This is a genomic window from Burkholderia seminalis DSM 23518 (assembly GCF_902832885.1).
In the GTDB taxonomy this organism is placed as follows: Bacteria; Pseudomonadota; Gammaproteobacteria; order Burkholderiales; family Burkholderiaceae; genus Burkholderia; species Burkholderia seminalis.
On sequence record NZ_CADFDK010000003.1, the window covers coordinates 274,289 to 292,090 of the forward strand.

The 17,802-nt window shown below is 67.6% G+C and carries 16 protein-coding genes; 14 read left to right on the top strand and 2 right to left on the bottom strand.

What is annotated here, in order from left to right:
- Positions 1–12 precede the first annotated feature (12 nt).
- The 9 genes from HWX00_RS11805 (at position 13) to HWX00_RS11845 (ending at position 10,055) form a co-directional block, all read left to right on the top strand.
- On the top strand, positions 13–792 hold the full coding sequence (locus tag HWX00_RS11805; protein WP_175029387.1) for an outer membrane lipoprotein-sorting protein: 780 nt from the start codon (positions 13–15) through the stop codon (positions 790–792).
- A complete protein-coding gene (locus HWX00_RS11810; protein ID WP_069706213.1) occupies positions 789–2,105 on the top strand; it encodes a hypothetical protein in 1,317 nt (438 codons plus the stop codon). The genes HWX00_RS11805 and HWX00_RS11810 overlap by 4 nt, the downstream gene beginning before the upstream one ends.
- Positions 2,106–2,121: 16 nt before the next feature.
- Positions 2,122–2,538: a DUF4345 domain-containing protein gene (locus HWX00_RS11815; RefSeq protein WP_059561056.1), complete on the top strand. Its 417-nt coding sequence runs from the start codon at positions 2,122–2,124 to the stop codon at positions 2,536–2,538.
- Positions 2,531–3,643, top strand: coding sequence for an esterase/lipase family protein (locus HWX00_RS11820; RefSeq protein ID WP_175029388.1), 1,113 nt, complete (start codon positions 2,531–2,533; stop codon positions 3,641–3,643). The genes HWX00_RS11815 and HWX00_RS11820 overlap by 8 nt, the downstream gene beginning before the upstream one ends.
- An 18-nt stretch (positions 3,644–3,661) precedes the next feature.
- Positions 3,662–4,663 carry a lipase secretion chaperone gene (locus HWX00_RS11825; protein WP_226193840.1) on the top strand — a complete coding sequence of 334 codons (1,002 nt, stop codon included), beginning with the start codon at positions 3,662–3,664 and terminating at the stop codon, positions 4,661–4,663.
- Positions 4,664–5,094: 431 nt separating this feature from the next.
- Positions 5,095–5,871 (top strand): Crp/Fnr family transcriptional regulator, encoded by a 777-nt coding sequence (locus HWX00_RS11830; protein ID WP_175028216.1) that lies wholly within the window; start codon positions 5,095–5,097, stop codon positions 5,869–5,871.
- A 162-nt stretch (positions 5,872–6,033) separates the two neighbouring features.
- Positions 6,034–8,433, top strand: a complete 2,400-nt coding sequence (locus tag HWX00_RS11835; protein ID WP_069706210.1) for a putative bifunctional diguanylate cyclase/phosphodiesterase — start codon at positions 6,034–6,036, stop codon at positions 8,431–8,433.
- A gap of 20 nt (positions 8,434–8,453) precedes the next feature.
- On the top strand, positions 8,454–9,191 hold the full coding sequence (locus HWX00_RS11840) for an iron-containing redox enzyme family protein (RefSeq protein WP_124608258.1): 738 nt from the start codon (positions 8,454–8,456) through the stop codon (positions 9,189–9,191).
- 117 nt (positions 9,192–9,308) lie between these two features.
- Positions 9,309–10,055, top strand: coding sequence for a response regulator transcription factor (locus HWX00_RS11845; protein WP_034190072.1), 747 nt, complete (start codon positions 9,309–9,311; stop codon positions 10,053–10,055).
- 228 nt (positions 10,056–10,283) lie between these two features.
- Here HWX00_RS11845 and atpC read toward each other — a convergent pair whose 3' ends face one another.
- Both atpC and atpG read right to left on the bottom strand, forming a co-directional pair.
- On the bottom strand, positions 10,284–10,724 hold the full coding sequence (gene atpC, locus HWX00_RS11850) for an ATP synthase F1 subunit epsilon (protein ID WP_175028215.1): 441 nt from the start codon (positions 10,722–10,724) through the stop codon (positions 10,284–10,286).
- Positions 10,725–10,733: 9 nt separating this feature from the next.
- A complete protein-coding gene (gene atpG / locus HWX00_RS11855) occupies positions 10,734–11,603 on the bottom strand; it encodes an ATP synthase F1 subunit gamma (protein ID WP_059561356.1) in 870 nt (289 codons plus the stop codon).
- Between the two features lie 147 nt (positions 11,604–11,750).
- On the opposite strand from atpG, the gene HWX00_RS11860 reads away from it, so the two are divergent.
- The 5 genes from HWX00_RS11860 to HWX00_RS11880 all read left to right on the top strand — a co-directional run bounded on the left by HWX00_RS11860 (position 11,751) and on the right by HWX00_RS11880 (position 17,769).
- On the top strand, positions 11,751–12,710 hold the full coding sequence (locus tag HWX00_RS11860) for a phosphate acetyltransferase (RefSeq protein ID WP_059561045.1): 960 nt from the start codon (positions 11,751–11,753) through the stop codon (positions 12,708–12,710).
- Positions 12,711–12,720: 10 nt separating this feature from the next.
- Positions 12,721–13,941 (top strand): acetate/propionate family kinase, encoded by a 1,221-nt coding sequence (locus tag HWX00_RS11865; protein WP_175028214.1) that lies wholly within the window; start codon positions 12,721–12,723, stop codon positions 13,939–13,941.
- Complete coding sequence (locus tag HWX00_RS11870) at positions 13,938–15,059, top strand: alpha/beta fold hydrolase (RefSeq protein ID WP_059561043.1); 1,122 nt, start codon at positions 13,938–13,940, stop codon at positions 15,057–15,059. The genes HWX00_RS11865 and HWX00_RS11870 overlap by 4 nt, the downstream gene beginning before the upstream one ends.
- Before the next feature lie 16 nt (positions 15,060–15,075).
- The gene (gene fabI, locus HWX00_RS11875; RefSeq protein WP_034190077.1) at positions 15,076–15,837 is read left to right on the top strand and encodes an enoyl-ACP reductase FabI; all 762 of its coding nucleotides are present in this window, start codon (positions 15,076–15,078) and stop codon (positions 15,835–15,837) included.
- A gap of 504 nt (positions 15,838–16,341) precedes the next feature.
- Positions 16,342–17,769 (top strand): FAD-binding oxidoreductase, encoded by a 1,428-nt coding sequence (locus HWX00_RS11880; protein ID WP_049032567.1) that lies wholly within the window; start codon positions 16,342–16,344, stop codon positions 17,767–17,769.
- Positions 17,770–17,802 lie beyond the last annotated feature (33 nt).

The window sequence follows — 17,802 nt, forward strand, 5'->3', positions numbered from 1 at the left end:
GGGAGAGCGCACGTGCGTCGCCTGTTCGTTTCATGCTGTCTGAGTCTTTCGTTCCTGGCCGGCGCCGCGCACGCGCAGCCGGCGCCCGATCCGCAGAAGGTGCTCGCGGCGAGCGACGCGATCCGCGCGCCGGCGAAATCGTTCGTGCTGACCGCGACGCTGATCGAGTATCGGTCGGGCAAGCAGGTGGACGGCAATACGCTGTCGATCTATTCGAAGCCCGACGCGCCGGGCGGCGCGTTCCGCACGCTGGTGCGCTTCGTCGCGCCGGCGCGCGACACGGGCAAGCTGATGCTGAAGAACGGCAACGACCTGTGGTTCTACGATCCCGCGAACCAGGCGAGCGTGCGAATCTCGCCCGACCAGCGGCTGCTCGGGCAGGCCGCTAACGGCGACGTCGTGACGGTCAATCTCGCGCACGACTACACGGCCGAGCTGAAGGGCGTCGAGGACATCGCCGACGGCGACCGGCAGACCCGCCGCGCCTACCGGCTCGGGCTCACCGGCCACGGCGACGGGCTCACGTACCGCCGCATCGAGATCTGGATCGACGCGGCGAACAACCGGCCGCTGAAGGCGCGCTTCTATTCGGAAAGCGACCGGCTGCTGAAGACCGCGTTCTACCGGCGCTACACGATGCAGCTCGGCGTCGAGCGGCCGACGGAGACGGTCATCATCGACGGGCTCGACAGCAACTGGGTCACGGTCATGCGTTTCTCCGACTACGCATGGCGCGACATTCCCGATGCATGGCTGCAGCGCGACTACCTGTCCCGCTTCCAGGCGCAATGACGGCGCGGCGTCGATGTCGGGTCGCCGCGCTCGCGTTCGTGCTGCTGCCGGCGCTCGCGCGTGCGGCGCCGGCCGGCGCGGAGGCGACGAGCGGGGCGGGCGGCGTGGATGCGGCCGATGCCGCGGCGCTCGATCTCGCCGACCGGTCCGCCACCGCGCCGGCCGATACCGCGAAGCCGTGGAAGCTCGACGTGCAGGACGCGTTGCGTGCGAGCCGCTATCGCGACGGCGCGCACGCCGGGCGCAACCAGCTGTCGGTCGAATTCGAGTACGGGCAGTGGCTGACGCCGACGTTCGCCGCGCACTTCTCGATGCGCTTCGACCGGTTCGATCCGCTCGGGACCTCGCGCACGTCGTCGCGCGACGTGACGCTCGTGAAGGAGGCGTACGCGAGCTGGCGCGCGGCGCCGACGTTCGTTGTCGACGCGGGGCGCGTCAACGAGCGGCTCGGCGCGGCGATCGGCTACAACCCGACCGACTTCTTTCGCGCGGGCGCGGTGAGCCTCGACGTGCCGCCCGATCCGGACAGCCGCCACACGAACCGGCTCGGTACGGTCGCGCTGCGCGCGCAGCAGGTGTGGGACACGGGCTCGCTCGCGGCGCTGCTGTCGCCGCGGCTCGAGCGCCGCAGCCTGCCGGGCGACCCGGCCGCATCGTCCGACCTGCAGCGTACCAACGGCGTCGATCGCTGGATGCTGGTCGCGAGCCAGCGGCTCAGCACGGCGATCCAGCCGCAATGGATCGTCTACGGCGAAAGCGGGCAGGCGCCGCAGTTCGGCCAGAACCTGAGCGTGCTGCTCGGCAACTCGGTGGTCGCCTACGTCGAATGGGCGGGCGGCTACCGGCGCTCGCTGATCGCGCGCGCGACCGGTGCGGCCGGCGACAGCGCGTTCCGCACCAGCTCGTCGGTGGGCGCGACCTGGACGTTGCCGATCGACCTGTCGCTGAGTGCCGAGTTCCAGAGCAACGGCGGCGGCGCGGACGCCGCGCAATGGCGCGCGCTGCAGCGCGCGAACCCGGTCGCCTGGGGCAGTGCGGTGCAGACGTCGATCGCCGCGCAGGAGCTGCAAACCCGTCACGGCGTGTTCCTGATGGCGGCATGGCGCAATATCGGCGTGCGCCGTCTGGATCTGTCGGGCTTCATGCAGGCCGATCTCGGCGGCGGCCGGCAATACTGGGTCGAGCTGCGGCGGCGCTTCGACCGGTTCGACGTCGCGCTGCAGTGGCTGCATCAGGGCGGGCCGTCGTGGAGCCGCTTCGGTGCGATGCCGGAGTCGACCAGCGTGCAGGTGCTGGGCATTTTCTATCGATGACGCAAGGAGGTTTCGAATGAGCAAACGCGCGCTTCAGACGGCGACCGCCGTGCTTGCGCTGGTCCCGTCGATCACCGGGGTGCTCGGCATGATGGGCATCCACGATCCGCTGTACGCGTCGCTCGGCCTCGCACTGCCGGCCGACGCGACGCTGGACGGCAACCTGCGCTTCTACGCGGGCGTCTGGCTCGGGCTCGGCCTCGCGGCGTTCTCGGTGATTCCGGGGATCGAGCGCCAGGGGCGACTGTTCGCGACGCTGTGGACGATGATCTTCCTCGGCGGCATCGGACGGCTGATTTCGCTCGCGACGCTCGGGCTGCCGTGGCCGCCGTTCGTCGGCTTCACGGTGCTCGAAGTCGTCGGCGCGCCGTTGTTCATCGCGTGGCAGCGGCGCGTGGCCGCTCACGCAACCATGGGGAACGCGCATGCATGACATCGACATCGATATCGCTCGGCGCGCCGTGCCGCTGCGACGCCTTGCGCGCGCGTGCGCGCGGTTCCTGGCCGCTGCCGCGCTGCTCGCCGGCGTTGGCCTGGCCGCACCCGCGGCGCGTGCGCAGACAGCGGCCGGCGCCGCGCTCGACGACTATGCGGCGACCCGCTATCCGATCATTCTCGTGCACGGCCTGACCGGCACCGACGACTATTTCGGCGTGGTGCCGTACTGGTACGGGATGCAGGCGGACCTGCAGCGGCATGGCGCGACGGTCTACGTCGCCGACCTGTCGGGGTTCCAGAGCGACCTCGGCCCGAACGGGCGCGGCGAGCAACTGCTCGCCTATGTGAAGCAGGTGCTGGCGGTCACGGGCGCGGCCAAGGTGAACCTAATCGGACACAGCCAGGGCGGGCTGACGTCGCGCTACGTGGCGTCGGTCGCGCCCGCGCTCGTCGCGTCGGTCACGACGATCGCGACGCCGCACCGCGGCTCGCAGTTCGCCGACTTCGTGCTCGCCGCGCTGAAGCTCGACCCGACGGGCATCTCGACGCCGGTGTTCGGTGCGCTGCTGAACCTGTTCGGCATCCTGACCAGCGACACGCACAACACGAACCAGGATGCGATCGCCGCGCTCGACGCACTCGGCACGGCGCGAACCACGCGGTTCAACCAGCTGTTCCCGAGCCCCGGCCTCGGCGCCGGTGCCTGTCGCACCGGCGCGCCGACCGAGACGATCGGCGGCAACGTACACCTGCTGTATTCATGGAGCGGCACCGCATATCAGCCGGTGTCGCTGCTCGGCATCGTGACGGGCGCCGTCGATACCAGCGTGATTCCGGTGATCGATCCGGCGAATCTGCTGGATCCGTCGACGCTCGTGTTCCTGACGGCCGGCAACGTGATGGCGCTGGCCGGCGCGGGGCCGAACGACGGCTTCACGTCGACCTGCAGTTCGTTGTTCGGCACGGTGATCTCGACGCGCTACCACTGGAATCACTTCGACGCGATCAATCAGTTGCTCGGCATCCGCGGCGCGTATGCGGAAGATCCGGTCGCCGCGCTGCGCGTGCATGCGAACCGGCTGAAGCTGCAGGGCGTTTGAGCGATGACGGTCCGGACGATGCTGTCTCGCACCGTGCTCCATGGCGCCGTCGGCGTGCTCGCGGCCACGGCGGTATGGCATGCGCTCGACCGGCCGGCGGCGTCGCCGCAAGCCGCTGCGCTGCCTGCCGCGCGCGTCGTGGTGCCCGACGCGGCGGTGCCGCGGCCCGTGCCTGCCGCGTCCGACGTCGCGCCGCCCGCGTCGCTGGCGGGCTCGCGCGCGCCGCGCCTGCCGCTCGGGCCGGACGGGCGTCTCGCGAAACGGCGTGCGGTGCGGGAATTCTTCGATTACTTCCTGCTCGCGCAGCACGACCTGACGCCGGACGCGCTCGACGCGCTGGTTGCGCGGGAGGTCGCCGCGCAGCCGATCGGCGGGCAGGCACAGCGCGAAGCGCTCGACCTGTGGCCGCGCTATCGCGCGTGTCTCGCCGCGCTCGATGCGCAGCCGGGCGCCGTGCAGCCCGGCATGCGTATCGATCCGGACGCGCTCGCGGGCCAGCTCGAGCGACGGGCGGCACTCGCGAGCCGCTGGCTCGGCGACTGGAGCGCGCCGTTCTTCGCCGACGAGTTCCGGCAGCAGCATGACGACCTCGACCGGATCCGGATTGCGCGCGACCCGGCATTGAGCGACGCGCAGAAGCGCGAACGCATTGCGGCGCTCGACCAGTCGTTGCCGCCGGACATGCGCGATGCGCATGAGCGGCTCGCGCGGCAGCGCGAGGCGGTTGCACGGCTCGACGCGCAGCGCGCGACGCCCGATGCGCTGCGTGCGCAGCTCGGCGCCGACGTCGCGGCACGCGTCGTACGGCTGCGGCAGGACGACGATGCGTGGCAGGCGCGCTATCGCGACCATGCGGCCGAACGTGAGCGGCTCGCCGCGCAACAGCTTGGGCCCGATGCGCGCGATGCCCAGCTCGCGCAATTGCTGCGGCGCGATTTTCCGGATCCGGCGGACGCACTGCGCGCCGCGTCGCTGGACGCGGACAGCGCGGACATCACCGCTCGCCAGCGCGCGCGATAACCGCCCGGCGCCGGCATCCCGGGCAGGCGCCGTCATGGATCTTCCACGTTCTCCGTTGGAGAAGTGTGGGATATGTCACTCAGTCCGCATTATTTCGATGGGGGAATGATTTTTATTTTCAGGATTAACTGCATTCCATTGCATTGGCCACTATTCGGAATTTTCAATGATTCTCCGGGAAGGTGCCTTTTCAAGGGAGGCATTTAAATCGCCGATAATTGATTGACCATGCAAATATCCTCGGGAAACACCTGAAACTGTCAAATTACTTCATGTAACAAAGCCGGAGTGGCGCGAACGACAGGGCTGCGTGATACCTTTTTGTTTAATTAGACCGTAAGGAAAACGGCAAAACCGGAAAACCGGTTCGTTTTAACGCTGCATGAAGATTCGGTGGCCGAGGGGCAGCAATACAACGTACGAGGTGCACCGTGATACATCAGGCCGACAATGTCATCGAGTTGCCGCATGCGCTTGGTGCCAATCAATTCCTGTCTGCGCTCGACGGAATTAGCCGCGCGGAATTGGCGCCTCATTTGATGCTTTCGAATCTCAAGACCGGCCAGCTGCTGTGCGACGCCGGCGAGAATCTGGAGGCCGTCTACTTTCCGGTGACGGCGGGTATTTCGCTTCAATACACGACAGGCGGCAAGACGACGCTCGGCGTGACGGAGATCGGCCGCGAAGGCATCGTGTGCGACGACGTGATCGGCAGCACGATGCAGCGCCGCGTCGTCGTCTATCACGGCGGATTCGCGTATCGGCTGCATGCGCGCCGCTTCGTCGACGCGTGCGATGCATCGACGGCGATCAGGCGGCAGGTCTTCGTGCGGATGCAGCTGGTGCTGGCGCAGGCGTCGCAGGTCATGTTCTGCAGCCGCCATCACGTGATGCGACATCAGGTGGGCCGCTGGCTGCTGATTGCCTACGAGCGCTCGCGGAGCATCGAAATCCCGGTCACGCACGGCACTTTGGGGCAGATGCTGGGCGTGCGCCGCGAGACCATCACGGATACCGTGCGACAGCTCCACGAGCTCGGCCTGATCCATCAGCATCGCGGCGCCATCGTGCTGACGGATCTCGCCCGTCTCGAAGGGCAGGGCTGCGACTGCCATCGGGTCATCCGCGACGAAACGCGCCGCATTCTCGCGATCGATGCCGGTACCGGGGCCGGTGTCGGGCTGTCGCGACGCGTCCGGACGACCTAGTGGCCGCAGCCTCCTGCCGCGCGGCCGGCACCGGCGTGCCGCCGCGACGGCGTGTGCGCCGGCGCGTCGCGCGCAGGGAAGGGGCGAGATCCGGGCGCAAGACGCGTCGCGACGCGGCTGGCCGGCGGTATCGAGAAGAATCAGAAAAGCAGTCAATCAGGTATGGAAAACATTTCGAAGCTCCAGAGTCAGCGCAGCTCGTTTCACGTGTGGCCATGGAGTCCGGCGCTCGGCATCCTGCCGATCGTCGTCGTGATCGTCGCGCTGGCCGGGTTCGTCGCGGTCAGCCTGATCGTGATCATGTCGCTGCGCGTGTACGTCGGCGGCGAAAGCAGCTGGTCGAAGGCGCAGAAGGACGAGATCATCCTGCTGACCCGCTACGGACAGACCGGTGACGAAAAGCTGTTCGACGATTACCTGGCGGTTGACCGCACCCTCACGTTTCTCGGTGTCGCCCGCCGCGCGATGATCAGCGTGCCGCCGGACCACCGCGCGGCGCGCCAGGCGCTGATCGACGCGGGCATCAATCCCGTCGATGCGGTCGCGGTGGTGTGGTTCTATCCGATCCTGAGCAGCTTCGCGCGCCTGAACGCCGCGTTGCAATACTGGGAGGACGCGGACCGGCAACTGGTCAACCTGCGCGCGATCGCGAACGCGCTGCGCGCGTCCGTGCGGGCGGACGACGTTCGACGCACGAGCCGCCTGAACCGCGCGGTCTGGGACTTCAACTCGCACATCGAGCCGCTGCCGAAACGCTTTTCCGACGAACTGAGCGCCGAATTCCGTTCGGCCGTCATCCAGCTGTTCCTGTCGTACGTCGCGGCCTCGCTGCTGATCGTCCTGCTGTCGGTGCGATGGGCGAGCCGCGCGCAGCGCCAGCAGGCGTCGATGCAGACCGAGCTGGACCGTAGCCAGGCGTTCGCGGAAGCGGCGCTGCGCTCGGTGGCCGATGCGATCGTCACGATCGGCCTCACGCGCAGCATCGAGACCGTCAATCCGGCGGCCGAGCAGCTGCTCGGCGCGCCGTCGCGGCTGTGTGTCGGCAAGCCGATCAACGACGTGCTCGACCTGATCGATACGTCGACCGGCATGTCGATCAAGCTGCTCGCGTCGCTCAGCAACAGCGGCGATCACACGTTCACCCGCGATCTCGACCTGATCCGCGTGTGCGGCGCGGCGGTGTCGGTGCGCGCATCGCTGTCGAGAATGGACAACGCCGCGGGCCGCTGCGTCGGTTACGTGCTGATCCTGCGCGACATGACGCGTGAATACCAGTTGATCGAGAAACTGACCTGGCAGGCGTCGCACGATGCGCTGACCGGCCTGATCAATCGCACCGCGTTCGAACAGCGCCTGGGCGACGCGTTGACCCACCGCGGCGGCGGCATGTTGATGGTTCTCGACCTGGACGGATTCAAGGAAGTCAACGACGTGTGCGGGCACGCGGCCGGCGATGCGCTGCTGCGCGACGCGACCGCGGTGTTCGCGCGCTGTCTCGCGGACGACGACGTGTTCGGCCGGCTGGGCGGCGACGAATTCGGCATCCTGTTGCCGGCCGGCCGCAACGGCTCGCCGGACGACGGCAAGGCCGAGCGCATCCGCGCGTGTCTCGAGGATTTCACGTTCCTGTGGGAGGGCGAGCCGTTCAAGATCAGCGTGAGCATCGGCGTGCTGGATCTCGCCTGTCGGCCCGAGAGTGTCGAGAAGGCGATGCAGATGGCCGACATCGCGTGCTACATCGCGAAGGACCGCGGCCGCAACCGCGTGCACGTCGCGGATTCGCGCGACATGAACTCGGGACGTCAGGCGTATCACATGCAGTGGAGCCGCCGCGTGAAGACGGCGCTCGAAACGAATTCGTTCCAGTTGTATGCGCAACGCATCGTGCCGATCCAGCCGGCGCACGGCGCGCAGGAGCGCGCGGAGATCCTGCTGCGCATCCCGGACGCCGACGGCAAGCTGATCTCGCCGGTCTTCCTGCCGGCCGCCGAGCGCTACGGCCACATGACGATGATCGACCGCTGGGTCGTGCGTAACGTGATTCGGCGGCTCGCGCGGCTCGAACGGCGCCAGTACGTCGAATACAACGTGAACCTGTCGGCGATGTCGATCACCGACGAGCGCTTCGTGGAGTTCGCGATCGCCGAGCTGTCGGCGTCGGGACTGGACCCGACGCTGCTGTGCTTCGAGATCACGGAGACGAGCGCGGTCCGCAACCTGGAGGTCGCGTCGCGTTTCATGCACGAGCTGCGCGACCTCGGCTGCCGCTTCGCGCTCGACGACTTCGGCGCCGGCATGTCGTCGTTCTCGTATCTGCGCCAGTTGCCGATCGACTACCTGAAGATCGACGGCGGCCTCGTGGCGACCATGACGTCCGACAGCGTCAAGCGCGGCATCGCGTCCGCCATCAACGACATCGCTCACGTGATGCAGTACCGCACCGTCGCCGAGCACGTCGAGGACGAGGCGACGGCCGAGATGCTTCGCGCGCTGGGCGTCGACTATTGCCAGGGCTACTACTTCAGCCGCCCCGCACCCTGGCAGGAAGGGGGATTCCATTGAACCAAGCGAGGAACGAACGCATGAGTGCTCCATTTGAACTGACCGGCGACCTGATGGACCTGACGAACTATCCGGCCTGGCTGCGCGACGTGGTCGGCGCGACCGACGAGCTGAAGGCCCGTGTCCGAGCGCATCCGGTGTTCGCGGCGATGAGCGGCGGGACGCTGCGCGCGTCGCAACTGCGCGCGTTCTTCGTCACCGGCTGGGCGGTGGTCAGCCAGTTTCCGGAATACATGGCGATGAACCTGGTGAAGACCGCGGCCTATCGGTCGCGCGGCGACGAGAAGGCGCGACGCTATCTGATCCGCAATATCCGCGTCGAGCAGAACCACGTCGATCACTGGGCCAACTGGGCTGCGGAATCGGGCGTGACGATCGACATGCTGCTGCACGGCGATGCGCCGCTGGACGGATTCGCGCTGAGCCACTGGTGCTGGAAAAGCAGCAGCGCCGACGCGCTCGCGCCGAGCATCGCCGCGACCAACTACGCGATCGAAGGCGTGACCGGCGAGTGGAGCGCGTTGCTGTGCGCATCGCCGTATGAACGGCAGTTCGACCCGGCCGTGCGGCATCGCGCGATGCGCTGGCTCAAACTGCATGCCGACTACGACGACCGGCATCCGTGGGAAGCGCTCGACATCGTCGCGACGCTGCTCGGCCAGTCGCCCGCGGCCCGCGACGTGCGGGACGTCGAGGCGTCGATCCGCAAGAGCCTGAGCTATTTACTGACGAGTCTCGATTGCTGCATGCATGTGTAGTTGGCTGCGCCGCACGTTCGCGGGTTCGTGCAGGCCGCGCCCGGCCGCTCCGGCCGGAAGGCGGGCCGGCGTGACGTCGCGATATGCCGTGCGGGCCGTCGTGCTGGACGATTTTCCATGGCCACCCACGTTCTTGTCGTAGAGCCCGATCCGCGCATGGGCGACCGGATCCGCGCGCTCCTGCGCGGCTGCCAGATCGCCACGTCGGCGCTCGACGACGCGTCGCGGCTGCTGGCGCACGTGACGGCCACGCCGCCCACCCTGATCGTGATGCGGGTCGAACGGCCGGCCACGACGTTCTACATGGCGCTCGGTGCGCTGCGGCGCGCCGGTCACGACATGCCGGTGATCGTGATCAGCCGCGACGCGCAGGTGCTCGACAAGGTCGTTGCGCTCGAAATCGGCGCGGACGACTATCTGGTGGAGCCGTTCGACCCGATGGAACTGATCGCGCGCGTGCGCAGCGCGATGCGCCGCTACGCGCCGAACCGTCCCGTGTCGGTGCGCGCGCCGGTGAATCCCGAATCGTATGCATTCGGCGACATCGAGGTGAATTTCGTCACGCGGCGCGCCACCCGCGCGGGACAGGACCTCGGGCTGCGTGCCAGCGAATTCGCGTTGCTCGCGCTGTTCATCTCGCAGCCGATGCGCGTCCTGTCGCGCGCGGAGATTCTCGCGCTGCTGGGGCTGAGCGTGGCCGGGCGCTCCGAGCGCGGGCTCGACGTGCTGATCTTCCGGCTGCGCAACCTGGTCGAGCAGGCGGTCGGCGATTATCGCTACATTCGCACCGTGCGCGGGAAGGGCTACATTTTCGTGCCGCTCGGCAGGCTGGCAGACGAAGCGGATGCGTTGCCGCACGCGTGAGCCGGGCGGCGGCCGTTCCGGGCCGGGATTCGGCGGAAATCGCCCCCCCTGCGAACGGCGTTTTCGCGCTGCGTCTTCATGCAGACCCGCTCGGGCTGTTCGGGCTGCTCCAGCGTCGAGGAAGGGCGGGGAGACTTTCGCGGACCAAGGTCCAAAACAAAAATAATGGTGGGCGATGGAAAAATCCCGTCCAATTGCGATGCCGTGCTTCTCACTACTGCCATCAGGTCACTCCCGCGATGCGGGTTGCCGCAGTGCCAGCGCGAAGAAGCGCCGGATCTCATCCATCAATTCCGTGCGGGCCGACGCGAAATCGAACGCGCGCCGGTTTTCGTGCGCGTAGCGCTGGCGCCAGTCGTCGGCCGCATGCCGCGCTTCGCGTGCGCGCAGATCGTCGAGTTCGGGCGTGCGCAATGCGTGATCGGCGATCAGCGTCACGCCGTCGCGGCTGACCTCCAGCGCACCGCCCGCGACGAGGAGACGGCGATGCTCGCCGGTCGGCGCATCGACGAGCATCACGACGCCCGGCCGGATCCGCGTGAGCAGCGGCGCGTGATGCGGATAGATCCCCAGTTCTCCGCTTTCCCCCGGAACGACGACGAAATGCGCGTCGCCGGCATACAGCACCGCTTCCACGCTCACGATGTCGAGCCTCATCGACGTCTTCATGCGACTCCTTCAGACCGCCGCCGCGCCGGCGACGATTTCGCACAGCTCGGTGGTGATCTGCGCCTGTCGCGTCTTCTGGTACAGGTGCCTCAGTTCGCGCAACACGCGGTCGGCGTTGTCCGTCGCGGTCTGCATGCTGAACATCCGCGCGCATTGCTCGCACGCGTAGTTCTCGACGACGGCCTGATAGAGCATCGCCTCGACGTAGCGCAGCAGCAACGTGTCGACGACGGGTTTGGGCGCGGGCTCGTACAGATAATCGGACGCGGCCGCGCCGTCGGTCGGCGCGCTGGTGTCGAGCCCCGCGATCGGCAGCATCGCATCGATGCGCGGTTCGTACGCGAGCGGGCTCGTCAGCCGGTTGTACGCGACGTGCACTTCGTCGAGCTCGCCGTTGACGAACGCGGTCAGCGGCACGAGCAGCGCTCCGAGCAACTGCTCGAAGTGCGGCTCGGCGGCCAGGCCGCTCGCGCGCGCCGTGATGGTCGCGCCGTGGCGCAGCAGCGGCGCGATGCCGCGCGCGCCGATCACGCTCAGTTCGCATGCGACGCCGGCCCGGTCCCAGCGTTCGAGCGCATCCACGCATTCGACCAGCAGCCGCGCATTGAGCGGGCCGCAGAGCCCGCGATCGGTGCTGACGACGATCAGGCCGACGCGGCGCACGGTATCGCGTCGCGCCATCAGCGCCGATACGTAGTCGGGACGGTCGCGCAGCACGCGTTCCGCCATCGCGCCGATGCGCGCCGCGTACGGGCGGAACTCACGCGCGCGTCGCTGCGCGCTCGCCATCTTGGTGCGCGCCATCATTTCCATCGCCTTGGTGATCTTGCGCGTGGACGAGGTACTGGCGATCTTCGAGCGGATTTCGCGTATGTGCATGTCAGGGAGGGGCGTCGGGGCCATCCGGATGTCATCGTGCGGCTTCATGCTATCGGGACTTCACCTGAAACGATTGACTGAAATCAAACGACGTCGCCCGGTCCCGCACCAGAATCCGTTCACGTGATCCTTGCAAAGGGGCAGTCGATGACCGAGTTGCGCACGCATCAGAAATACGAAGCGCTGATTGCGCGTTGCCGCGCGTTACGCCCGGTGACGGTCGCGGTCGCGCATCCTTGCGACGAGGTATCGCTGCATGCGGCGGCCGCGGCCGCTCGGGCCGGTATCGTCGTGCCCGTCCTGGTCGGCCCGGTGGCGCGCATCACGATGCTCGCCGCGACGCTCGGTGTCGACCTGTCCGGCTATCGGCTCGTGGATGCGCCGCACAGTCATGCGTCGGCGGCACGCGCCGTCGAACTGGTGCGCGAGGGCGACGCTCAGGCGCTGATGAAGGGCAGCCTGCACACCGACGAGTTGCTGGCGGAGGTGGTGCGCGCCGATACGGGGTTGCGCACCGGGCGGCGCCTGAGCCACGTGTTCATCATGGACGTGCCGACTTACCACAAGCCGCTGTTCATCACCGACGCGGCCGTCAATATCCGTCCGACGCTCGAGCAGAAGGCCGACATCGCGCAGAACGCGATCGATCTCGCGCACGCGCTCGGCATCGCCCGGCCGAAGGTGGCGATCCTGTCGGCGGTCGAGACGGTCAGCTCGAAGCTGCCGTCGACGCTCGACGCGGCCGCGCTGTGCAAGATGGCCGAGCGCGGCCAGATCACCGGCGCGCTGCTCGACGGGCCCCTCGCGTTCGACAACGCGATCAGCCCGGAGGCCGCGCGCCTCAAGCATCTCGGTTCCGAGGTCGCGGGCGATGCGGACATCCTCGTCGCGCCCGACCTCGAGGCCGGCAACATGCTCGCGAAGGAGTTGACGTTCCTGGCGAATGCCGATGCGGCCGGCATCGTGCTCGGCGCGCGCGTGCCGGTGATCCTGACGAGTCGCGCCGACAGCGAACGCACGCGCCTGGCGAGCTGCGCGGTCGCGGCGCTCGTCGCGGCGGCGGCGGCGCCCGTGGCCACGCCGGCGGTTGCGGCCGGCACGCACTGACGGCGCCGCGATGCGACATCCCGTCCTGGTGCTCAACGCCGGCTCGTCGAGCCTCAAGTTCTCGGTCTACGACACGCACGAGGATCGCTCGCTCGATGCGGGCCTGCACGGGCAGGTCGAGAACCTGCATGGCACACCGCATCTGTTCGTGGCCGATGCGCACGGCGAGGTGCTCGCCGACAGCGCCGTCGCGCGACCGGGGCATCAAGGCGCGATCGAGGCGCTGCACACGTGGTTCGCCGCTCACGTCGGGCGAGAGGCCGCGTTCGACGGCGTCGGGCACCGGGTCGTGCATGGCGGTCCGTATTTCACCGCGCCGGTGCGGATCGATGCGCGCGTGCTCGATGCGATCGCGTCGCTTTCGCCGCTCGCGCCGCTGCACCAGCCGCATCACGTCGACGCGATCCGCGCGGTTGCCGCCGTGGCGCCGAACCTGCCGCAGGTCGCGTGTTTCGACACCGCGTTCCATGCGACGGTACCGGCGCTTGAACGGGAGTTCGCGCTGCCGCGCGCGCTGACCGAGCAGGGCATCGTGCGCTACGGGTTTCACGGGCTGTCGTACGAGTACATCGCGACGGCGCTCGCGGCACTCGATCCGTCGTGGGGGCGGCAACGGACGGTCGTCGCGCACCTCGGCAACGGCGCGAGCCTGTGTGCGCTCGCGAACGGCCGCAGCGTCGCGACGACGATGGGGTTCACGGCCGTCGACGGACTGCCGATGGGCACGCGCACGGGCGCGCTGGACCCGGGCGTGATCCTGTACCTGCAGCGTCACGCCGGCCTGTCGCTCGACGAGGTCGAGCATCTGATCTATGCCGAATCGGGCTTGCTCGGCGTGTCCGGCGTGTCGAGCGACATGCGCACGCTGCTCGCGAGCGACGCACCGTCGGCCGCGCATGCGGTCGAGCTGTTCGCCTATCGCGCGGCCCGCGAACTCGCCGCGCTGGCCGGCGTGCTCGGCGGCCTCGACGCGCTCGTGTTCACGGCAGGCATCGGCGAGCACGCGCCGCGCGTGCGTGAACGGATCTGCAGCCGCGCGGCGTGGCTCGGCATCGTGCTCGACGACGCGGCGAACGCCGCCGGCCTGCCGGTGATTTCGAGCGACGCGTCGCGCGTGACGGTGCACGTGATCCCGACCGACGAGAACCTGATGATCGCGCGGCACACGCGCCGCGTGCTGGACGACGCAATCCCTTCCATGCCGTATCCGACCTCGCGAGACCTCCGATGACAGCACGCGACACGTCTTCCCCTGCCGTCAGCGCCCCCGCGCTGCCGATTTTCTGGCCGATGGCCGCCGCCACGGCGATGTTTGCGGCCGGCTCCGAGATCACGGCGCGCAATCTCCGCTTCCTCTCGGAAGAGGAGAAGCTCCATTTCGAAGCGCATCCGGCGCTGGCATCCGCGAACCGGCCGTTGCTGGAGCTGCGGACGATGACGTTCCGCGATTATTCGGCCGCGCCGGCACATGGGCTGCCGACGATCGTCGATGCGCCGTACGCGGGGCACAGCGCGATGATCGCCGACTACCAGCCGGGGCAGAGCCTGATGCAGACGCTGCGCGAGCACGGCGTGACGCGTCTGTACCTGACCGACTGGCGCTCGGCCACCGAGGACATGAAGGACCTCGAGATCGACCAGTATCTGGCCGAGCTGAACGTGTGCGTCGACGAACTCGGCGGCCGCGTGAATCTCGTCGGCCTGTGTCAGGGCGGCTGGATGTCCGCGATGTACGCGGCGCGTTTCCCGCACAAGGTCGCGAGCCTCGTGCTGGCAGGCTCGCCGATCGACACCGATGCGGGCGACGGCCCGATCAAGCGGATGGCGCACACGTATCCGACGTCGTTCTACGAGGAACTCGTCGCGATGGGCGGCGGGCTGATGCGCGGACGCTTCATGCTGCGCGGCTGGAAGAACATGCATCCCGACCAGCACTATCTCGCCGAGCACGTCGACCTGTACGAGCATCTCGACGATCCCGAATACCTGCGCAAGCGCGAGGTGTTCGCGAACTGGTACGAAAGCCCGATCGACCTGCCGGGACGCTGGTACCTGCAGGCGATCGGGCAGATCTTCAAGGAGAACCGGCTCGCGAAGGGCTCGTTCGTCGCGCTCGGGCGCACGCTCGACCTGAAGGACATCGCATGCCCGGCCTATCTGCTCGCCGGCGAGGCCGACGACATCACGACGCCGGAGCAGGTGTTCGGCGCGCGCGATCTGCTCGGAACGCCTGCGTCGAGGATCGAGAGCCGGCTCGTGCCGGGCGGCCATATCGGCCTGTTCATGGGGACGCGCACGCTGAAGACGGTGTGGCCCGACATCGCGCGATGGATCGCGGCGCAACGCTAGGCCGGCGGGGGGCGACATGACATTGCGACACAAGCGGGGGCTCGTCGTCGGCATCGCGAACGAACGGAGCATCGCGTGGGGATGCGCGCGCGCGTTTTGCCGGGCGGGCGCCACGCTCGCGGTGACCTGGCAGTCGGACAAGACCTTGCCGCACGTCGAGCCGCTGTTCGCGCAACTCGACGCGCCGATCCGGATGCCGCTCGACGTCGGGCGGCCGGACCAGATGGCGGCGGTGTTCGACGCGCTTGCGGCGCAATGGGGCGCGATCGACTTCGTGCTGCATTCGGTCGCGTTTGCGCCGAAGGCCGATCTGCAGGGCCGCGTGGTCGACAGTTCGCCGGAAGGGTTTGCGCTCGCGATGGATACCTCGTGCCACTCGTTCATCCGGATGGCGAGGCTGGCCGAGCCGTTGATGACGCGCGGCGGGAGCCTGATGGCGATGAGCTATCTCGGCGCGGAGCAGGTCGTCGCGAACTACGGGGTGATGGGGCCGGTCAAGGCCGCGCTCGAGGCGAGCGTGCGGTACCTGGCGGCCGAACTCGGCGGCGCGGGCATTCGCGTCAACGCGATTTCGCCGGGCGTGCTGCCGACGCGCGCGGCGTCGGGCCTGCCGGACTTCGGCCGGCTGCTTGACGACACCGCGCGCCGGGCACCGCTGCATCACGCGCTCGACATCGACGACGTCGGTGCGTTCTGCGCGTTTCTTGCCAGCGACGGCGCACGGGCGATCACGGGCGGCACGCACTATGTCGATTCCGGTATGCACATGCTCGGTTAGGCTTCCGCATGCATATGAGGCGATCGTCGATCGAGATCCTGCCTCGAAGAGCAGATCCGCTCCGCCGTGCTCACGATGCTGGCCGAGGCGGGCGACAGCGCGCCGGCTAGCAGTACCGTAACCGACTGAATCGCCCGGAAAATGCCGGTTAGCGCGGAAGAAAGATAAAAGATCGAGGGCTCGCGAACAGGCCGATTGCGTGCAACCCCAATAGCGGCAAGGGCCGGCTGCAGGCAACTCGGCACCCTGAAGTCGCCACATTTCGCATGAAAAGGACGCATACCCCGCCCGCGTCATCAAGGGCCAAACCAACGAACAAACGCTCGGGTTGCGACAAATTGCACCGGATACGCCCTTGATTCAAGGGGAAGCGCTACGGGTTTGCACTCGAATCAATTGCAATGCGATTATTTGTATTCCATTGCAATTTTGATGATCCTATCCTTCGCAACATGAATTGACCGGCGGCAACGGCAACCGGTGCAACCTGGCGAGGAATGGAACATGGAAGTCGAGGTCGGACTGATCGCAGCACTACAAGCGAAATTGGGCGCAGATGCGGTGCTGACCGCCGAAACTGACATGGCGGGCTTCGTCGAGGACTTTAGAGGGCGTTACAAGGGCCGCGCGCTGTGTGTCGCGCATCCGTCGTCGACGGAGCAGGTCGCTTTCATCGTCAGACAGTGCGCCGCGCACGGCGTGTCGGTCCTGCCGCAAGGCGGCAACACGAGTCTGTGCGGTGGCGCAGTGCCGCGCAGCGCGGGTCCGGCACCTGTGATCGTCAGCCTCGCGCGCATGCGGCGCATCCGTGCGCTTGATGCCGCCAATCGCTCGATGGAAGTCGAAGCCGGTTGCATTCTGAAGACCGTGCAGGACGAAGCGGCGGCGGTCAATTGCCTGTATCCCGTGAGCCTGGGCGCGGAAGGTTCCTGCCAGATAGGCGGCACGCTGTCGACGAATGCCGGCGGCACGAGCGTGCTGCGTTACGGCAATACGCGCGACAACGTACTCGGCTTGGAAGTCGTGCTCGCCGACGGCAGCATCTGGAACGGGCTGCGTAGCCTGCGTAAGGACAATACCGGTATCGATCTCAAACAGGTGTTCATTGGTGCGGAAGGCACGCTCGGCATCGTCACCGCCGCGACGCTCAAGCTGCATCCGCTGCCCACTCACCACGCGCTCGCGTGGTTTGCACCGGTCAGCCCCGAAGCGGCTCTGCGCGTACTCGGCATGTTCCAGACAAACTGTGGATCGCGTCTGTCTGCTTATGAATTGATGAACGCGCGGCAATTGCAGCTCGTGGTCGAGCGCGTGTCGGACCGTCGCAACCCGCTGGCGGAAACGCATGCGTGGCACGTACTGGTCGAATTGTCGGATACGCGCGATGGCGCGGAGATGGAGGCCATCCTGCAGCGCACGCTCGAGGAAGCCGCAGAAGCGGATCTGATCGAGGACGCGATCATCGCCATGAGCGACGCGCAGCGCGCGAATCTCTGGGAAGTGCGCCACAGCGTGACCGAGGCAAACAAGGGCGCGGGCGTGGGCTTGACGACAGATTGTTCGGTGCCGATCTCCGCCGTGCCGACCTTCATCGACGATGCCACGCGCGCCGTGCATGAGATCGCGCCAGATCTGGACGTGGTGATCGTCGGGCACATGGGTGACGGCAATATTCACTTCATCCCGATGTTTTCCTTCTCGGCATGGCAAGCGCTGGCCGATGCGCCGTCGATGGGCAGTGCGCTGCGTCGCGCCGTCAACGACGTGGCGCATCGGCTCGGCGGTTCGTTCAGTGCGGAGCATGGCATCGGCGAAACCGGTCTCGTCGAAATGGCGCACTACAAGTCGTCGGTCGAACTGGCCGCGATGCGCGCCATCAAGCAGGCGCTGGACCCGAACAATCTCATGAATCCGGGGCGTCTCATTCCCTGAGCTTGGCGGATGTGATCGGAGCGCAGGCCAGCT

Coding starts and splice junctions, on each gene's coding strand:
- atpC (WP_175028215.1), bottom strand. CDS start 10,724: ATGAAGACGTCGATGAGGCTCGACATCGTGAGCGTGGAAGCGGTGCTG.
- HWX00_RS11810 (WP_069706213.1), top strand. CDS start 789: ATGACGGCGCGGCGTCGATGTCGGGTCGCCGCGCTCGCGTTCGTGCTG.
- HWX00_RS11835 (WP_069706210.1), top strand. CDS start 6,034: ATGGAAAACATTTCGAAGCTCCAGAGTCAGCGCAGCTCGTTTCACGTG.
- HWX00_RS11825 (WP_226193840.1), top strand. CDS start 3,662: ATGCTGTCTCGCACCGTGCTCCATGGCGCCGTCGGCGTGCTCGCGGCC.
- HWX00_RS11870 (WP_059561043.1), top strand. CDS start 13,938: ATGACAGCACGCGACACGTCTTCCCCTGCCGTCAGCGCCCCCGCGCTG.
- HWX00_RS11865 (WP_175028214.1), top strand. CDS start 12,721: ATGCGACATCCCGTCCTGGTGCTCAACGCCGGCTCGTCGAGCCTCAAG.
- HWX00_RS11815 (WP_059561056.1), top strand. CDS start 2,122: ATGAGCAAACGCGCGCTTCAGACGGCGACCGCCGTGCTTGCGCTGGTC.
- HWX00_RS11845 (WP_034190072.1), top strand. CDS start 9,309: ATGGCCACCCACGTTCTTGTCGTAGAGCCCGATCCGCGCATGGGCGAC.
- HWX00_RS11860 (WP_059561045.1), top strand. CDS start 11,751: ATGACCGAGTTGCGCACGCATCAGAAATACGAAGCGCTGATTGCGCGT.
- HWX00_RS11840 (WP_124608258.1), top strand. CDS start 8,454: ATGAGTGCTCCATTTGAACTGACCGGCGACCTGATGGACCTGACGAAC.
- HWX00_RS11820 (WP_175029388.1), top strand. CDS start 2,531: ATGCATGACATCGACATCGATATCGCTCGGCGCGCCGTGCCGCTGCGA.
- fabI (WP_034190077.1), top strand. CDS start 15,076: ATGACATTGCGACACAAGCGGGGGCTCGTCGTCGGCATCGCGAACGAA.
- atpG (WP_059561356.1), bottom strand. CDS start 11,603: ATGCACATACGCGAAATCCGCTCGAAGATCGCCAGTACCTCGTCCACG.
- HWX00_RS11880 (WP_049032567.1), top strand. CDS start 16,342: ATGGAAGTCGAGGTCGGACTGATCGCAGCACTACAAGCGAAATTGGGC.